The 15,991-nt window shown below is 64.8% G+C and carries 15 protein-coding genes and 1 tRNA gene; 10 read left to right on the plus strand and 6 right to left on the minus strand.

Annotated elements, in window-relative coordinates; genetic code table 11:
* Position 1: 1 nt before the first annotated feature.
* On the minus strand, positions 2 to 3,418 hold the full coding sequence (putA, locus tag ACGYLI_RS11020) for a bifunctional proline dehydrogenase/L-glutamate gamma-semialdehyde dehydrogenase PutA (RefSeq protein ID WP_394419209.1): 3,417 nt from the start codon (positions 3,416 to 3,418) through the stop codon (positions 2 to 4).
* A 107-nt stretch (positions 3,419 to 3,525) separates the two neighbouring features.
* Here putA and ACGYLI_RS11025 point away from each other — a divergent pair, with 107 nt between their 5' ends.
* Both ACGYLI_RS11025 and ACGYLI_RS11030 read left to right on the plus strand, forming a co-directional pair.
* Positions 3,526 to 4,002 carry an Lrp/AsnC family transcriptional regulator gene (locus ACGYLI_RS11025; RefSeq protein WP_394419336.1) on the plus strand — a complete coding sequence of 159 codons (477 nt, stop codon included), beginning with the start codon at positions 3,526 to 3,528 and terminating at the stop codon, positions 4,000 to 4,002.
* A 78-nt stretch (positions 4,003 to 4,080) separates the two neighbouring features.
* Positions 4,081 to 4,167: transfer RNA gene (locus ACGYLI_RS11030), tRNA-Leu, on the plus strand.
* Positions 4,168 to 4,181: 14 nt separating this feature from the next.
* Here the strand turns inward: ACGYLI_RS11030 and ACGYLI_RS11035 are convergent.
* Positions 4,182 to 5,723, minus strand: coding sequence for an MHYT domain-containing protein (locus ACGYLI_RS11035; protein ID WP_394419210.1), 1,542 nt, complete (start codon positions 5,721 to 5,723; stop codon positions 4,182 to 4,184).
* Positions 5,724 to 6,034: 311 nt separating this feature from the next.
* On the opposite strand from ACGYLI_RS11035, the gene ACGYLI_RS11040 reads away from it, so the two are divergent.
* Entirely contained in the window at positions 6,035 to 6,625 is a 591-nt protein-coding gene (locus ACGYLI_RS11040; RefSeq protein ID WP_394419211.1) for a PAS domain-containing protein, read from the plus strand.
* 66 nt (positions 6,626 to 6,691) lie between these two features.
* Here the strand turns inward: ACGYLI_RS11040 and metG are convergent, their stop codons facing one another.
* On the minus strand, positions 6,692 to 8,404 hold the full coding sequence (gene metG / locus ACGYLI_RS11045) for a methionine--tRNA ligase (RefSeq protein ID WP_394419212.1): 1,713 nt from the start codon (positions 8,402 to 8,404) through the stop codon (positions 6,692 to 6,694).
* A gap of 70 nt (positions 8,405 to 8,474) precedes the next feature.
* Entirely contained in the window at positions 8,475 to 9,698 is a 1,224-nt protein-coding gene (locus ACGYLI_RS11050; RefSeq protein WP_394419213.1) for an MFS transporter, read from the minus strand.
* A 155-nt stretch (positions 9,699 to 9,853) separates the two neighbouring features.
* Between ACGYLI_RS11050 and ACGYLI_RS11055 the strand changes: the two genes are divergently transcribed.
* Genes ACGYLI_RS11055 through ACGYLI_RS11065 form a run of 3 tightly spaced genes read left to right on the plus strand, consistent with a single transcriptional unit; the run spans position 9,854 to position 12,403 of the window.
* A complete protein-coding gene (locus tag ACGYLI_RS11055; protein ID WP_394419214.1) occupies positions 9,854 to 10,897 on the plus strand; it encodes an aldo/keto reductase in 1,044 nt (347 codons plus the stop codon).
* Between the two features lie 38 nt (positions 10,898 to 10,935).
* Entirely contained in the window at positions 10,936 to 11,442 is a 507-nt protein-coding gene (locus tag ACGYLI_RS11060; RefSeq protein ID WP_394419215.1) for a lipocalin family protein, read from the plus strand.
* Between the two features lie 40 nt (positions 11,443 to 11,482).
* Positions 11,483 to 12,403 carry an EamA family transporter gene (locus ACGYLI_RS11065; RefSeq protein WP_394419216.1) on the plus strand — a complete coding sequence of 307 codons (921 nt, stop codon included), beginning with the start codon at positions 11,483 to 11,485 and terminating at the stop codon, positions 12,401 to 12,403.
* Here ACGYLI_RS11065 and ACGYLI_RS11070 read toward each other — a convergent pair.
* Both ACGYLI_RS11070 and ACGYLI_RS11075 read right to left on the minus strand, forming a co-directional pair.
* The gene (locus ACGYLI_RS11070) at positions 12,400 to 13,095 is read right to left on the minus strand and encodes an NUDIX hydrolase (protein WP_209219340.1); all 696 of its coding nucleotides are present in this window, start codon (positions 13,093 to 13,095) and stop codon (positions 12,400 to 12,402) included. The genes ACGYLI_RS11065 and ACGYLI_RS11070 overlap by 4 nt on opposite strands.
* 42 nt (positions 13,096 to 13,137) lie before the next feature.
* Entirely contained in the window at positions 13,138 to 13,554 is a 417-nt protein-coding gene (locus ACGYLI_RS11075) for a DUF983 domain-containing protein (protein WP_394419217.1), read from the minus strand.
* Positions 13,555 to 13,771: 217 nt separating this feature from the next.
* Between ACGYLI_RS11075 and ACGYLI_RS11080 the strand changes: the two genes are divergently transcribed.
* The 4 genes from ACGYLI_RS11080 to ACGYLI_RS11095 are packed head-to-tail and all read left to right on the plus strand — an operon-like array spanning position 13,772 to position 15,895.
* Positions 13,772 to 14,383 (plus strand): calcium sensor EFh, encoded by a 612-nt coding sequence (locus tag ACGYLI_RS11080; protein WP_394419218.1) that lies wholly within the window; start codon positions 13,772 to 13,774, stop codon positions 14,381 to 14,383.
* Between the two features lie 46 nt (positions 14,384 to 14,429).
* The gene (locus tag ACGYLI_RS11085) at positions 14,430 to 15,026 is read left to right on the plus strand and encodes an RNA polymerase sigma factor (protein ID WP_394419219.1); all 597 of its coding nucleotides are present in this window, start codon (positions 14,430 to 14,432) and stop codon (positions 15,024 to 15,026) included.
* The gene (locus tag ACGYLI_RS11090) at positions 15,019 to 15,375 is read left to right on the plus strand and encodes a hypothetical protein (RefSeq protein ID WP_394419220.1); all 357 of its coding nucleotides are present in this window, start codon (positions 15,019 to 15,021) and stop codon (positions 15,373 to 15,375) included. The genes ACGYLI_RS11085 and ACGYLI_RS11090 overlap by 8 nt, the downstream gene beginning before the upstream one ends.
* A 1-nt stretch (position 15,376) precedes the next feature.
* Positions 15,377 to 15,895, plus strand: a complete 519-nt coding sequence (locus ACGYLI_RS11095) for a periplasmic heavy metal sensor (RefSeq protein WP_394419221.1) — start codon at positions 15,377 to 15,379, stop codon at positions 15,893 to 15,895.
* The last annotated feature ends 96 nt before the right edge of the window (positions 15,896 to 15,991 follow it).

Here is a 15,991-nt window from a genome sequence, read left to right on the forward strand (position 1 = left end):
TTCAGGCCATCATCCCCAAGAGCTGTGCATTGCCGCCCGAGGCGGTGGTGTCAACACAGACATGGCGCTCGGCGCGCACGCGCGCGGTGTCGGGCTTGCCGCGCAGAAGCGGAATGATCGCCCCTTCGCGGGTCGCCAGCGCCTTGTCGATTTGCCGCGCCGCCTCCTCATCGCCCCACCAGAGCACGCCGCCATAGGCCGGGCCGGTGGTGAGCGCTTCGGGGTCGATGGGGCCTGTGGCCTCAACCGCGACACCGCCGAGGGCGCGCACCGCCTTGGCCTGTGCGGTGGCCGCCTCGGCCCCCGGACCCATGCAGAGAAGCGCAGGCCGGGGCAGGGTCGACAGGCGGTTGCTCTCGCCGGTCGGCCCGGGCATCGTCTGGGTCTCCAGCACGGTCGGGGTATGCGCGGGCAGGGCGGGCAGCGTGGTCTGTTCGCTGTCCCATGTGCCCGAGGCCTCCCGATGGTCGGGGGCGGCGAAACGCGGCAGGTAGTTCGGCCCGCCCGCCTTCGGCCCGGTGCCCGAGAGCCCTTCGCCGCCGAAGGGCTGGCTGCCGACGATGGCGCCGATCTGGTTGCGGTTGACGTAGATGTTGCCCGCCTCGATCCGCTCCGAGACATGTTGCACCCGGTCGTCGATCCGCGTGTGCAGGCCGAAGGTGAGGCCATAGCCGGTGGCGTTGATCGCGTCGATCACGGCGTCGAGCTCATGGCTCTTGAAGGTCGCCACATGCAACACGGGGCCGAAGATCTCGCGCTTCATGTCGCTGATGCCATCCACCCGCAGGATCGCGGGGCCGACGAAGGTGCCGCCTTCGGGGGCCTTCAGCTCGGCAATCACGCGACCCTTGGCGCGGGCGGCCTCGACATGCTCCAGAATGGTTTTGCGCGCAGCCGCGTCGATCACCGGGCCGACGTCTGTCGACAGATGCCACGGATCGCCCATGCGCAGCGCCTGCATTGCGCCCTTCAGCATGGTGATCAGGTCCTCGGCGATGTCCTCCTGCACGTAGAGGCAGCGCACGGCGGAGCAGCGCTGGCCCGCGGACTGGAAGGCACTTTCGACGATGGCCTGCACGGCCTGCTCGGGCAGGGCGGTGCTGTCGACGATCATGGCGTTGAGGCCGCCGGTCTCGGCGATGAGCGGGGTGCCGGGGGCGCAATGCTCGGCCATATTGGCGCGGATGCGCAGGGCGGTGGCGGTGGAGCCGGTGAATGCCACGCCGTTGACGCGGGCGTCGCCCGTGAGTGCCGCGCCCACCTCGCCGCCGCCCGGCAGCAGTTGCAGCGCCGCGCGCGGCACGCCGGCTTCATGCAGCACTTTGACGGCAAGCTGTGCGATCAGCGGGGTTTGCTCGGCCGGTTTGGCCAGTACGGCATTGCCTGCGGCCAGTGCTGCCGCGACCTGCCCGCAGAAGATCGCCAGCGGGAAGTTCCACGGCGAGATGCAGGTGAAGAGGCCCGCGGGCGGCTCGTTGGTGGCTTGACCTGCGTAGTAGCGCAGGAAATCCACCGCCTCACGCAATTCGGCCACGCAGTCGGGCAGACCCTTGCCAGCCTCGCGGGCGAGGATGGCGAAGATCTCGCCGTAGCGGTCCTCGAGCATGTCGGCGGCGCGCAAAAGCGTGTCGCGGCGGGTGTTGAGAGGCGCGTCCCAAGGCGCGGCAGTGTCGAGCGCTGTGGCCACATCGGCCTTGGAGGCAGGGCGCACGGTCCCGGGGGAGGCACCCCCGGTAGGGTTGGCGACGGTTTCAGCCGCCTCGGGCGCAGCTTCGCCCGCCAGTAGCGGTGCGGCTTCCCATGTCGCTTCCGCGAAGGGCGCGCGCGCCTTCTCGATCGCGACCAGTGTCGGGGTATGCGCCAGATCGAAGCCGCGCGCATTGGCGCGCTGCGGCTGGAACACTTCCGGCCCTTTCGGGATCGTTGGGGCGTTGTCCTGAAGTTGGTCGAAGGGATCGGCGGCCACGACTTCGGGCGGCACGTCCTCGTCAACGATCTGGTTCACGAAGCTGGAGTTCGCGCCGTTCTCCAAGAGACGCCGGACAAGATAGGCCAGCAGATCGCGGTGCGCACCGACGGGAGCGTAGATGCGGCAGCGGGTGCCGTGTTTCTGCATAACGATGTCATGCAGGGTCTCGCCCATGCCGTGCAGGCGTTGGAACTCGTAGGCCTCTGGATCGTCGGCCATATGCAGCACAGCGGCGACGGTATGGGCGTTATGGGTGGCGAACTGCGGGTAGATGCGGTCGGTCATGCCCAGCAGTTTCCGGGCATTGGCGATGTAGCTCACATCCGTCGCGGCCTTGCGGGTGAAGACCGGGAAGCCGTCGATCCCCTCGACCTGCGCTTGCTTGATCTCGGTGTCCCAATAGGCGCCTTTCACCAGCCGCACCATGATGCGGCGGTCATGGCGCTGCGCCATGTCATAAAGCGTGTCGATTACCACGCCGGCGCGGGGGCCGTAGGCCTGCACGACCACGCCGAAACCGTCCCAGCCGGCCAAGGCAGGCTCGCCCATCACCGTGTCGATCACCTCGAGCGAGAGTGCCAAACGGTCGGCCTCCTCGGCGTCGATATTGAGGCCCATTCCGGCGGATTTCGCCAAGAGCGCCAGCGCCCGCAGGCGCGGCACCAGATCGCGCATCACGGCCTCTTCCTGCGCCAACTCGTAGCGCGGGTGCAGGGCCGAAAGCTTGACCGAGATGCCGGGGTTCTTGCGGATGTCGTCATGGGTGCAGGCATCTGCAATGGCCGAGATCGCGCGGGAGTAGCTGAGGTGATAGCGCTTGGCATCGGCCTCAGTCCGCGCGGCTTCGCCCAGCATGTCGTAGCTGTAGGTGAAGCCCTTCTTCTCCATGCCGCGGGCGCGTTTCATCGCGGCCTGAATGTCCTCACCCAGAACGAACTGGCGGCCCATCTCGCGCATGGCGCGGCTGACGGCGGTGCGGATCACCGGCTCCCCCAGACGTTTGATCGCCGCGCGCAGGTGGCGCACCGGGCCGGGCTGGTCGTCGTCCAGCACGCGGCCCGTCAGCATCAGCGCCCATGTCGACGCGTTGACGAGGCTGGAGGTCGAATGCCCCATATGACGGCCCCAGTCCGAGGGGGCGATCTTATCCTCGATCAGCGCGTCGATGGTCTCGGCATCCGGCACGCGCAGCAGCGCTTCGGCCAGACACATGAGCGCCACGCCTTCCTCGGTGCTGAGCCCGTATTCGGCGAGGAAGACCTCCATCATGCCGGGGGCCGAGGTGCCGCGGATGTCACGCACCAGACCCGCCGCATCGGCGGTGATCTTGGCGCGGTCCTCGGGCGAAAGATCGGCCTGTGCCTTGAGCTCGGTCAGCAGCGCGTCAGGCTCGGCATAGGTGCGCGCGTCGATGGTTTGGCGAAGGGCGGGGGCGTGATCGAGGGCCATGGCAAGCTCCAGTTGATGTTTGGACCAGAATACCGCATGTTGAGAAGGCTAATCGACTTAATATGTATTGCATTATAGTCGTTATGACCGAACTACCGGGGTATCACATGCCAAATGAACTTTTCAATCTGGACCGGTTCGACAGCGCGATTCTATCGGTGTTGGCCGAAGACGGGCGCATCAGCATCACCGATCTTGCCCGCCGCATCGGCCTGTCGAAATCCCCCACCCAAGCGCGTCTGCGCCGGTTGGAGGAAAGCGGCGTTATCCTTGGCTATCGTGCCCTGTTGGACCCGATCCGGCTGGGGCTGGATCACGTCGCCTTTGTCGAGGTGCGCCTGAACGACACGCGCGAGGCGGCCTTGCGGGCTTTTAACCTCGCCGTGGCCAAGGTGCCTGAGATCGAACAGGCCCATATGATCGCGAGCCATTTCGACTATCTGATTAAGGTGCGGACGCGGAACATGTCGGAATATCGCCGCTTTCTGGGGGAGGTGATTTCAACCCTGCCGCATGTGGCCAGCACCTCGACCTATGTGGCGATGGAGGCGGTGAAGGAAACCATGCTGGCCGATACGGCCTGAAGCATCGTGCCAGAACCATGGGGCCGGGGGCATTCGCCCATTTACACCGCCCGCGTGATGCTTATTGTGCGCCCCGATGCGGGCGTGATGGAATGGTAGACATACCAGACTTAAAATCTGTTGGGGCGTAGCCCCGTGTGGGTTCGAGTCCCACCGCCCGCACCATCCTTTTCAAAGACTTAGCTTGCTTGGGCCAGCGTCGCAGGCTCTGCCAATTGCGTGGCGCCGGGGATGAACACGGTGAAGGTCGTGCCCTGACCGAGCGTGCTTTTGACCGTGATGTCGCCACCATGGGCGAGGGCAAGTTTCTTGCAGATCGCGAGCCCCAGCCCGGTGCCGCCCTCGGCGCGGTCATCGGCGTCTTCGATCTGGGTGAAAGCCTCGAAAATGCGGTCCAGATCCTGCGCGGCGATGCCAACGCCATTGTCTTCGACCTCGAAAACGAACCCGCCCGCGTGCAGGCGCGCGCGCAGATAGATGTCCCGCGCCTTGGAGAATTTCAGCGCGTTGCCGACGATATGGCCCAGCAGTTGCAGGCTGCGGCGGCGGTCAGCGGTGACGGTAAGCGGCGGGGTGTCGATATGCAGCGTGGCGGTCTTGTCATGCGCGGCGCCGTGGTGCTCTTCGACCACTTCCTCCAAAAGCGTGCGGGTGTCGAAGGCGGTCTTGTCGAGCGCGAGGTCGTTCAACTCCATATTCGTATAGTCGAGGATGTCGTTGATAATGGTCAACAATTGCCCGCCCGCAAATTTGATGCGCTGGCCGTAGAGCTCCGCCTGATCGCCCATCTTGGTGAAATGCTCGGACTCCGGTTTTTCATCCGGGCCCAGCTTGGCGAGGTTGTGGCGTTTGAGTTCCGACAGGAAGCTGGCGTAGCCGATCACGATGGTCAGCGGGGTGCGCAATTCGTGGCTCAGCACGCTCATGAATTCCGATTTCGCCCGGCTGGCGCTTTCGGCGGCATCGCGGGCCTTTCGCAGTTCCTCGACGCTTTCGTTGCGGGTGCGGTTTTCGACAACATAGCTAAAGAGCGCGGCCAGCGCGATGATGGCGGCGGTGCCGGCGATGATCAGCGCGATTAATCTATATTCAACCGGGTTGGCGTAAACCGGCTGCGCGGCCAGCGGGGTGACCTGAAAGGCGGCCATGCCGGTGAAATGGAGCAGGATGATCGCCAGCGCCAAAAGCGCGGTCATCCACAGCACGCTGCCCTTGCCCCCACGGCCCGCTGCGCCAAGCGCGAGGGTCGCAAGGACAACCGCGATGATGACGGAGGCGGTCAGATAGCCCATGTCCCACTGGATCGCGCCCTGCACGCGATAGGCCACCATGCCGGTATAATGCATGGCCGAAATCGCCAGCCCAAAGATCGTCCCGCCCAGAACCGTGGCCCGCCGGGATTTGAGCAGCCCGGCGATGACGACGCCCAGAATCGAGCCGACGATGGCGATGATCAGCGACAGGAAGGTGAGCGAGAAATGGAACGTCGCCGGCGCGTCGAGCTGATAGGCGAGGATCGCAATGAAATGGGTGCACCAGATCGTCACCCCCGCTGTCATCGCGGTCAAATAGCACCAAATCAACGCTTGGCGACGCGGCTGTTCAAGCACATGCCGATAGAGCCGTGCCACCACCCAGCTGCCGAAGATACAAAGAAGTGCCGCAAGCAGCACGAGCCCGAGGTCGTGATCGTGATGAATTGTATGGGCGACCCGGAACATCTTTATCCTATCTGATATTAACACTTGGTTAATTGCTGTCGGAATAGGGCGAAAATAAGTCTCTCGCAAGTTCACACTGTGCCTACATTTTTTAACTCCGTGGTAAGACCTTGCCGCTAATCCTCCACCAAGGTCGGCAGTGGGGCGGGATGAGGCAGAGGTGGCGGATGGCAGGGTCAGGGAAAGGAGGGAGATCGTTTAACCTCTTACAGCGCATGGTCTTTTGCCTGCGGGGCTATGTTTCTCGGAGGTCGGGCTCCGCTGTGCGGTGCGGCGCGTCGGGATCCAACGTGCCGCGTGAGAGGGTCAGCATGTCAGACGGAGATACCACTGCTGCGGAGGACAGCCTTACCTCAGGGCAACTCCCGCTCATCTCCATCGTTTTCGCGGCAGAGCGGCGCATGTTTAGGCAGAACCTTGATGGCCCGCCCAAGGCAAGGCTTCGCGGGGCGCTTATCCACTCTCCCGGCCTCGCGGGCGGGAAGGGGGCCGCGGGTGAGCCCATCCTATCCCCCGTGAAAGCCGATATGGCCGAAATCGACGTGGTATTCACTCCCGATGGGCGCGTTTGCCGCGCCAATGAGGCGGCTTGCGGTGTCACCTATGGGCTGGGAGATTGTCTGATCGGGCAACATATCAGCGATCTGTTCGGGCCGCGGCTTTGCGATGGGGCCGAGATCGACACGCTTTGGGCGCAGGCGCTTGAGGGGCTGGTGCCGCAGGGCGGCTTTCAGATGCACCCGGGGGAGGAGACGGCCCGCATTGTCCACGGTTGGCTCACGGCGGCGCGGGATCCCGAGGGGCGGGGGCATGGCGTCCGGTTTCGGGGTGTCGAAGCGGCGGCGAATGGCGTGGGGCCAGTGCGCGCGGTCTCAGGGGGAAAGCGCGCGCGGCGCGGTTAGCCGAGCGCCTTCGCCGTAGAACGAAACAGCGGCGCATAACCCGCGCCGCTGTTCCTACATTTCTGATCAGTCGCGCTTACCGGCGAAACGTTCGGCCCAGCTTTCGCGGTCCTCATCGCTGATCTTGGCAAAAAGCACCTCGGGCACTTCAAACCCGTGGCCGGGGGCAAGCTTGCCCAGGGCCGCGGGCACATCGTCGGGCCACGGCATGTCGTCGACCTTCATCGCCTCCAGCATTGAAGCCGAGGCCGTGGGGATGAAGGGTGCGGAAAGCACGGCGTAGAGCGGGATCAGGTTCAACGCCAGCCGCACCTGCGCCGCCGCGCGGTCGGGGTCGGTCTTGAAGGTGGTCCAAGGCGCTTGGGCTTGCAGATATTCGTTGCCCGCCGCCCAAATGCCGCGCAGTTCGGCGGCGGATTTGCGGACCTCCATCGCCTCCATCAACGTCTCGTAACGGGCGACGCGGGCGGTGATGTCTTCGATCAGCGCCTGCTCCGCCTCGCCGTATTCACCGGCCTCGGGCACCGCTTCGCCGAATTTCGAGCGGCAGAACTTGGTAATCCGGCTGACGAAATTGCCCAGCACATCGGCGAGGTCCTTGTTCACCGAGGCTTGGAAGTTTTCCCAAGTAAACTCGGCATCCGACGTTTCCGGCGCATGGCTCAGCAGCCACCAGCGCCAGTAGTCCGCCGGCAGGATTTCCAGCGCCTGATCCATGAAGACGCCGCGCCCGCGCGAGGTCGAGAACTGGCCGCCGTCATAGGTCAGGTAGTTGAAGGACTTGATGTAATCCACCAGCTTCCACGGCTCGCCCGAGCCCTTGATCGTGGCCGGGAAGCTCAGCGTATGGAAGGGGACGTTGTCCTTGCCCATGAACTGGGTGTAGCGGACCTCATCGGCGCCCTTGTCGGTGCGCCACCAGCTTTCCCAATCGGTCCCTTTGCCCGCATCGACCCATTCCTGCGCGCAGGCGATATATTCGATCGGCGCGTCGAACCAGACATAGAAGACCTTGCCCTCCATCCCCGGCCAATCCTGATCGCCGCGTTTGACGGGCACGCCCCAGTTGAGGTCGCGGGTGATGCCGCGGTCCTGCAGCCCGTCGCCGTCATGCAGCCACTTCTTGGCGATGGAGGTGGTCAGCACCGGCCAGTCGGTCTTGCTGTCGATCCAAGCGTCGAGTTCGTCCTTGAGTTGGCTCTGCTTTAGGAACAGATGCTTGGTCTCGCGCATCTCAAGATCGGTGGCACCCGAAATGGTCGAGCGTGGGTTGATCAGGTCCTCGGGGTCGAGCTGTTTGGTGCAATTGTCGCATTGATCGCCGCGCGCATCCTCGAAGCCGCAGTTGGGGCAGGTGCCCTCGACATAGCGGTCGGGCAGGAAGCGCCCGTCGGTCGGCGAATAAATCTGCCGTTGGGAGACCTCTTCGATTAGCCCGCGGTCGGCCAGCGCGCCCGCGAAATGCTGCGTGAGCTTGCGGTTCTGCGGGCTGGACGAGCGGCCAAAGTGATCGAAGGACAGGCCGAACCCTTCGGCGATGCGAGCCTGTGTTTCATACATCTCGGCGCAATATTCATCGACCGGTTTGCCCGCCTTCGCGGCCGCAAGCTCGGCGGGGGTGCCGTGCTCGTCCGTGGCGCAGAGGAACAGAACATCCTGCCCCCGGCCACGCTGATAGCGCGCGTAGAGGTCCGCAGGCAGCTGACTGCCCACAAGGTTACCCAGATGTTTGATCCCGTTGATATAGGGGATGGCGGAGGTGATGAGGTGGCGTGTCATATAAATATTCCCGTGCTTGGCGCAGCCTTATCGCAAGGGCTGCGCCAGTTCCAGCAAAAGACGGGACCGGTCAGTCGCGGTCCCGCGCGCGGCCCAAGAGCCGCCCGATGAGAAAGCTGGTCCGTGGCGCGTAGACGTAGGGCGTCCGCTCGGCTAAGGTGGGGCGCGCACGCATCCGGGCAAGGCCAAAGACCACCAACCCCCCATGCGCCGCCGCGATCATCGCGAAAAGCGCCGCCGCGCCGAAATTGTCGATCAGGACCGAGGCGAGATAGGGCGCGCCGATGGCACCCAGAGCGAAAAAGAACATCAGGGCGGCGGAAAGCTCGACCCGTTCGTCGGAACTGGCAAAGTCATGGGCATGGGCGGCAGAGACCGAATAGATTGGAAAGGTCGTGGCGCCGAAGAGCCCGGCGGAGAGCATGATCCCCGCCGTGCCATAGCCCGCGCCCATCACGGTGACCGCACAGCCGCCCATCGCGGCGACCGAAAGCCAGATCAGCACCCAGCGGCGGTCGAACTTATCGGCCAGCATCCCCATCGGGTATTGCGCAAGCGCACCGCCCAGCACGAAGGCGGCAAGGAACCACGCGATCTGCGGCGCGCTGAGGCCGACTTCTTGGCCGTAGATCGGCCCGACCATGCGGAAAGATGCGCTGGAGACGGCGGCCACGATGACCCCCGCCGCCGCCAGCGGCGAGCGGTCAAAGGCGAGGCGCGGGCGCAGCCGCGGCTGGCTGGGTGTTTCGGGCGGGCGAACCTTGGTCAGCGTCAGCGGCAAGAGGGCGGCACAGCAGCCGATGGCCAGCAGGTTGTAAGAGACGTAAGACGCCGGGGCGAGCACGCCCACGATCAACTGCGCGGCGAGCGAGCCGCTCATGTCCACCACCCGGTAAACGCCCATGGTGCGCCCGCGGGTCTCATTGGTGACCTTGGCCTGCATCCATGCTTCGATCACCGTATAGCAGCCCGCCACGCACATGCCTGACGCGACGCGCATCAGCCCCCATGCGTAGGGGTCCACCACCATCATATGCGCCATTAACCCGATGGATCCGGCGGCGGTGAAGGCGGCAAAGGCGCGGCTGTGGCCAACGCTTCCCATCAACCTCGGTGCCCACCAGCAACCGATGAAAAATCCCAGAAAATGGGCCGAGCCGAGCATACCGATTTCCTGTCGGCTGAACCCAAGCTGCGTGCCCGATAACACGTCGATCGGCCCCACCCCTCCGGTGGAGAGTTGCAGAAGGATGACCGAGAAGAACAGGGCGGCGAAGGATATGAGCAGGCGCATGGGCGCAGATTGCGTCCATTGCTGCCCAAACGGAAGGCCGAAAACTACCGGGGCTGCGCTTTTGTCGGGGTGCTAGGATCGGCGCGGGGCAATTGACCTTGCGAAGGCCGGGCAGGCGGCTAGGTTGCGGGAAAATCACAAGCGAGGACCAAAAGATGAAGATGAAAAAGCTCGGCTCTAGCGATATCGAGGTCTCGCATTTCTGTTTGGGCTCCATGACATGGGGCACCCAGAACACCGCCGAGGAGGGCCATGCGCAGATCGACCGCGCGCTGGAGGCCGGGATCAACTTCATCGACACTGCCGAGATGTACCCCGTGAACCCGATCAGCGCCGAGACGATTGGCCGGACGGAAGAGATCATCGGCCAGTGGTTCGCCCGCGACAAGCGCCGGGACGAGGTGGTTCTGGCCAGCAAACACTCCGGCGAGGGGATGCAGCACGCCCGCAACGGCGCGCCGATTTCCTCCGACACGATCCCCGGCGCCATCGAAGGCTCGTTGAAGCGCTTGCAGACAGATTACATCGACCTTTACCAATTCCACTGGCCCAACCGCGGCAGCTATATGTTCCGCAAGAATTGGCACTACGACCCGTCGAGCCAGAACCGGGCCGAGACCATTGCGCATATGGAAGACGCCCTCGGCGCGCTGCAGCGTGAGGTTGAGCGGGGGACGATCCGCGCCTTTGGCCTGAGCAACGAAAGCGCTTGGGGGCTGACCCAATGGGCCGCCGTGGCCGAACGGGTGGGCGGGCCGTGCCCGATCTCGGTGCAGAACGAATATTCGCTGATGTGCCGACTGGCCGATACCGATGTGTCCGAGACCTGCGTCAATGAACAGATCGACATGCTGGCCTTCTCTCCGCTGGCCGCGGGCTTGCTGACCGGGAAATATCAGGGCGGGAAGGTCCCCGCCGGGTCGCGTCTGTCGCTGAACGAAGATCTGGGCGGTCGGGTCACCCCCCGCGCCTTTGAGGCGGTCGCGGCCTATCTTGACGTGGCCGAGAAACATGGGCTCGACCCGGTGCAGATGGCGCTGGCATGGTGTGCGACGCGGCCCTTCATGGGCTCAGTGATCTTTGGCGCGACCAGCCTTGAGCAGCTTGACGTGGCGCTTGGCGGGGCGGAGCTGACCTTGAGCGATGAGGTGATGGCCGACCTTAATGCAGCGCATAAAGCCCATCCGATGCCCTATTGATGGGCCGCCTTGGGATGCATTTGGCGCGGCGGGGGGGCATGTTGCTGCTCTTGGGCGCCCTCGCGGCGTGTAGCGGCGGCGAAGCGCCGCCCGCGCAGACTGGGTTTCGCGATGCGGAGGCTTTGATCGGGGCCACCAGCCGCTATGACGCGGCGCGTTTTGGCGGCAAGTGGCAGGTCCGGGCGGCATTCCCCGGTGACGCCAACCTGCAAGCCGTGACCTTCGCGCCGCAAGGGCCGACCCTGATCGAACAGCGCCAGATCTGCGACAGCGCCGGATGCCGCAACACCCGCACCCTTTGGGCGTTAAGCGCGGAGGGGCCGGGCCGCTACACAATGCGCGCCGCCGTCGGCGGGGCCGAGCGGCCTTTCTGGGTGCTTTGGGTCGACGAAGGGTTCCGCACGGCGGTCATCGGCAGCCCCGATGGCGGATATGGCTGGATCCTTGACCGTCAGGCGACGGGCGGGGCGGACCGGATCGCCGCCGCGCAGGAGATCTTGGCCTTCAACGGCTATGACCTCGGGGCCCTAAAGATGAGGCCCTAAGACACTGGCCCTGCCGCCCGCCTTCGGCCTATAGGCTGTTATGGACAGTGCTTTCGCCCCCGATCTGTGGATCCTCGTCACCCTTGCCGCCGCCGTCTTTCAGACCGGGCGCTTCATGCTGCAAAAGCATCTGGCGACCGATACGCTTTCGGCAGGCGGGGCGACCTTTTCGCGGTTTCTCTATTCCGCGCCCTTCGTGGCGCTGTTGCTGCCGCTCTATCTGGCTCTGAGCGGGCAGGGAGTGCCGCCGCTTGAGGCAGGCTTCTGGCTGTACGGGGCGATGGGCGGCACGGCGCAGATCATGGCGACGGTCTGCGTGGTGCTATTATTCAAGCAGCGCAACTTTGCCGTGGGGATCACTTTCAAGAAAACCGAAGTCATCCAAACCGTTCTGATGGGTTGGATCGTGCTGGGCGAGGGCGTCTCGGGCGCGGGGTTCGGGGCCATCGCCCTTGGCGTGCTGGGGCTGCTGTTGCTGTCCGGCGGGGCCGAGGCGCGGGGGCTGCGCCTTAGCGATCTGCGCAACCGTGCGGCGGGGCTGGGCATCGCCTCGGGCTTTCTCTTCGCGATCTCGGCAGTCTGTTATCGCGGCGCCTCGCTCGCCGTGGCCTCGGGCGATCCGCTGTTGCGGGCGGGGGTGACTTTGGCCGCGGTGGTGCTGATGCAAACGTTGATCATGGCGCTTTGGCTACGCTTGCGCGAACCGGGGCAGATGCGCCGGGTCTGGGCCGCGCGGCGGGTGGCGGTCTGGATCGGGCTGACCTCGATGGGCGGGTCGCTCTGTTGGTTCATCGCCTTCACCCTGCAAAATGCGGCCTATGTGAAAGCCTTGGGGCAGGTGGAACTGATGCTGAGCATTGCGGCCACGACCCTGTTCTTCCACGAGCGGATTTCGCGCCGGGAATGGGCGGGAATGGCGGTGCTGGCCCTGTCGATCCTGACGCTGGTTTTGGTGACCTAGCCCGTCATCGGGCGGCCATGCAGGCGCAGGAACAGGCTTTCTTCGTCGTTGTTCTTGAAAAACGGGACCGAGGCAGGCGGGCTGGTGTCACGCGCGCGGGCGGCGACCTCGGCCAATACGACCTCGGTGATGAAGGGCATGTCGAAAGACCGCGCCCGGCTCAGCGGCACCCATTGCAGATGTGACAGCTCATCACAGGCGGCGTCAAAATCATCGGGGTCGCTGGCGATGTCGTCGGCATCCACCAGAAAGAAACGCGCGTCGAAACGGCGCGGGCGGCCCGGCGGTGTCAGGGCGCGAAACACGAATTGCAGGGCGGAGGCATCGGGCAAATGGCCCGTGGCTGCAAAGCTCTGCCAGTCGGGCGGCACATCCCCCTGCCATGCGCCCTTGCGGCCCAGCACCAGACCGGTCTCTTCCCAAAGCTCACGAATGGCGGCAACGGCGATGGCATGGGCGAGCGACGGTTCGGCATCATCACAAAGCCTGCCATGGCAAAGCGCGTTCACCGGGGCGGCAAGGGGCACATGGGCATCGCCCGCGTCCACTGCCCCGCCGGGAAAAACGAATTTATTCGGCATGAAGGCCGCCTTGGCCCCGCGTTGCCCCATCAGGATATGCGGGGTCTCATGGCGGTCACGCAGCACGATCACCGTGGCGGCGTTGCGGATTTTGGTCTTGTCGATGGTCATGCGGTAGCGCTCCGGCAGTCAGGGGCCGAAGGGCGGGCCGCCTTAGTTTGACCGGCCGAAGCCGCCCATCCTTTTGGCCCATTGAAAGCCGATCATGGCCCCCTTCAGTCTGGGCAGAAGGTAAAGCGACAGCGCCGTGCAGCCAACCGCAAAAATGGTGAACAGGGTCAGAGGTTCGGGCCGCCAAACCACATAGGCGATGTGCAGCCCCGGTGCCAAAAGGTGACCGACCAGCAGAATGGTCAGATAGGCCGGGCCGTCATCGGCGCGGTGGTGGTGGAACTCCTGACGGCAAACCGCGCAGTCGTCGTTCACTTTCAGATAGCCATGCAGCAGCTCTCCGCCCCCGCAGGAGGGGCATTTGCCACGCCAACCGCGCAGCATGGCAGGCAAGCGGGGCCGCTCTTCGCTGGCATCGGTCTCTGCGGTGTCGGGGGACAAGTGCTGGGTCTGTGACATGGGGCGATCCTCTGGTTGAGGGATAGATGCAGTCTGGGGCGTGAAATGAAAAGACCGGAGGTTGCCGTTGCGGCGCCATGTCGCGCAGGGCGGGGCTTTGCCAATTTTTCGAAAAAAAGTTTGAAAACCTGCGACGGAAGTTTCGGGCTCCGCCGTTTGACCCTGTGATCGCGGCGCAAAAGCGTGAGACGATCTTTAAAAAACGAGGAGTATCAAGATGACCATTCGTACCAATATGAAGATCGCAGCCCTCAGCGGATTGTTGGCCGTGGGTGCCGTGGCCGCCACCGCCCAGCAAAGCGGGCAGGACCGGTTCCAGCAGCTTGACGCAGATGGCAACGGTGCGATCACGCAGGCAGAGTTTCAGGCCCATGCCGAGGCGCGTTTTGCCAAGGTTGATGCCGATGGCGACGGTTTCGTGACCGGCGAAGAGCTGAAGGCCGCAGGCGATGCACGCCGCGCCGATCGCGCCGCCAAGATGGTTGAGCGTTTCGACACCGATGGCAACGGCAGCCTCGACGCCTCCGAATTGGAAGCCATGGGCGACAAACACGGTGGCAAGCGCGGCGGCAAAGAGGGCGGCAAGCACGGTCATAAGGGCGGTGACAAGGGCGCCCGCATGATCGAGCGTATGGACGCCAATGACGACGGCAAACTCTCGATGGAAGAGATGACGCAGCGCCACGATCCGGCCAAGATGTTCGAGCGTCTGGACAAAGACGGCAACGGCAGCATCAGCGCCGAAGAGTTCGAAGCGGCGAAAAAAATGCATGGCAAGCGGCACCATAAGGGTGACAAAATGGACCATGACAAGCCGCAGCAGGACTAAATGAAGCTTTGGGCGCGCTTGATCATGGCGCGCCCGGACCTTAGCCATGGACGGGATGCAGGATTTGCCCAACGCGCAGCAAGATGCGGATGCCGAGTTGTTGCAACGCTATGCCAATGGCGATGCGGCGGCGGCGCGGTTGCTGACCGCGCGGCTGGTGCCGCGCCTCCACGGCCATGCGCTGCGCGTGCTCGGTGACCGGGCCGAAGCCGAGGATGTGGCCCAAGAGGCGATGCTGCGGCTTTGGCGTCAGGCGCCGAAGTGGCGCGCGGGCGAGGCCAAGGTGACCACTTGGCTCTACCGTGTCGTGGCCAACCTCTGCACTGATCGTCTGCGCCGCCGGGGCTCGGGGGTGTCCGGGCTCGATGATGTGGCGGAACCTGCCGATCCGACCCCCGGTGCCGCGCAGCAGATGCAGCAGGCCGCCCGTGTGGACGCCCTGCAACAGGCGCTGGCCACTTTGCCCGACCGCCAGCGGCAAGCGGTGGTGTTGCGCCATATCGAAGGTATGGCCAATCCCGAGATCGCCGAGGTGCTGGGCATCGGGGTCGAAGCGGTGGAAAGCCTGACCGCGCGGGGCAAACGGGCATTGGCCGCGCAACTGTCGGCACAACGGGACGCATTGGGGTTTGAAAATGAGTGACTTCGACGATCTGGAAGATTTCTTTGCCGCGGCCCGGGCCAATCCGCCACAGGTCTCGGCCGATTTGCAGGCGCGCGTTCTGGCCGATGCCGAAGCGCATATGCCCAAAGCACCGCGCCAGCCGTGGCATCAAGCGCTCTGGCAACTCTTGGGCGGTGCGGCGGGGCTGAGCGGTCTTGCCACTGCCGCGGCTGTCGGGGTTTGGGTCGGAGTGGCACCGCCCGAAGGCATGCCGGATTTGGCCGGGCAGTTCGTGACCGGCACATGGGAGACCGAGACTTCGGACCTCACGGCGGCTGACACAGACAGCGAATTCGGTGGATTTGGCTGGGACATGGAGGAAAGTTGAGATGACACAGGATCCCATACCACGGCGCAGGCGCCTCATGCGGGTGGCCCTTGGCCTGTCACTGGCGCTGAACGTGATGATCCTCGGCGCGCTTGGCGGGGCGATGTGGCGTCACGGCGGGCCGGGGCCGCATGGCGGGGGTGATTTGCCGGGGCTGCGCAGCTATGCCTCGCCCTATGTGCAGGCGCTGCCGCCCGAAGCGCGGCGCGGGTTGCACGGGAAAATGCGGGCCAGCGGCAAGGCGCATCACCTCGACCGGGAAGCGCGGCGCGCGCTTTACGACGAAATGCTCACCGCGCTTCGGGCCGAGCCGTTTCAGGCGGATGTGGCCGCTGCGGTGCTCGCCGCACAAGGGGAGGCTGCCGCGGGTGTTCAGCAGGTCGCCCATGACGCTTGGTTGGCCGAGGTCAGCGCGATGGATGCCGCCGCCCGTCAAGACTATGCCGACAAGCTGCAACAGCGGCTAGAAGCGGGGCCGCCGCGCAAGAAAGGCAAACGCGACGGCAAGCCCGAACGGTGAGCGGGCCGGGCGCTGCCCAGTGCCCGGTCTTGCCCTTTGCCGGACGGCGGGCTAGGCCGAGGGCGAATGACCCCGGCAGGGGGCGGCATTAACCGG

It is taken from the genome of Sulfitobacter sp. 1A13421, from assembly GCF_043557285.1.
Taxonomy (GTDB): Bacteria; Pseudomonadota; Alphaproteobacteria; order Rhodobacterales; family Rhodobacteraceae; genus Sulfitobacter; species Sulfitobacter faviae.

Coding starts and splice junctions, on each gene's coding strand:
- putA (WP_394419209.1), bottom strand. CDS start 3,418: ATGGCCCTCGATCACGCCCCCGCCCTTCGCCAAACCATCGACGCGCGC.
- ACGYLI_RS11025 (WP_394419336.1), top strand. CDS start 3,526: ATGCCAAATGAACTTTTCAATCTGGACCGGTTCGACAGCGCGATTCTA.
- ACGYLI_RS11035 (WP_394419210.1), bottom strand. CDS start 5,723: ATGTTCCGGGTCGCCCATACAATTCATCACGATCACGACCTCGGGCTC.
- ACGYLI_RS11040 (WP_394419211.1), top strand. CDS start 6,035: ATGTCAGACGGAGATACCACTGCTGCGGAGGACAGCCTTACCTCAGGG.
- metG (WP_394419212.1), bottom strand. CDS start 8,404: ATGACACGCCACCTCATCACCTCCGCCATCCCCTATATCAACGGGATC.
- ACGYLI_RS11050 (WP_394419213.1), bottom strand. CDS start 9,698: ATGCGCCTGCTCATATCCTTCGCCGCCCTGTTCTTCTCGGTCATCCTT.
- ACGYLI_RS11055 (WP_394419214.1), top strand. CDS start 9,854: ATGAAGATGAAAAAGCTCGGCTCTAGCGATATCGAGGTCTCGCATTTC.
- ACGYLI_RS11060 (WP_394419215.1), top strand. CDS start 10,936: ATGTTGCTGCTCTTGGGCGCCCTCGCGGCGTGTAGCGGCGGCGAAGCG.
- ACGYLI_RS11065 (WP_394419216.1), top strand. CDS start 11,483: ATGGACAGTGCTTTCGCCCCCGATCTGTGGATCCTCGTCACCCTTGCC.
- ACGYLI_RS11070 (WP_209219340.1), bottom strand. CDS start 13,095: ATGACCATCGACAAGACCAAAATCCGCAACGCCGCCACGGTGATCGTG.
- ACGYLI_RS11075 (WP_394419217.1), bottom strand. CDS start 13,554: ATGTCACAGACCCAGCACTTGTCCCCCGACACCGCAGAGACCGATGCC.
- ACGYLI_RS11080 (WP_394419218.1), top strand. CDS start 13,772: ATGACCATTCGTACCAATATGAAGATCGCAGCCCTCAGCGGATTGTTG.
- ACGYLI_RS11085 (WP_394419219.1), top strand. CDS start 14,430: ATGGACGGGATGCAGGATTTGCCCAACGCGCAGCAAGATGCGGATGCC.
- ACGYLI_RS11090 (WP_394419220.1), top strand. CDS start 15,019: ATGAGTGACTTCGACGATCTGGAAGATTTCTTTGCCGCGGCCCGGGCC.
- ACGYLI_RS11095 (WP_394419221.1), top strand. CDS start 15,377: ATGACACAGGATCCCATACCACGGCGCAGGCGCCTCATGCGGGTGGCC.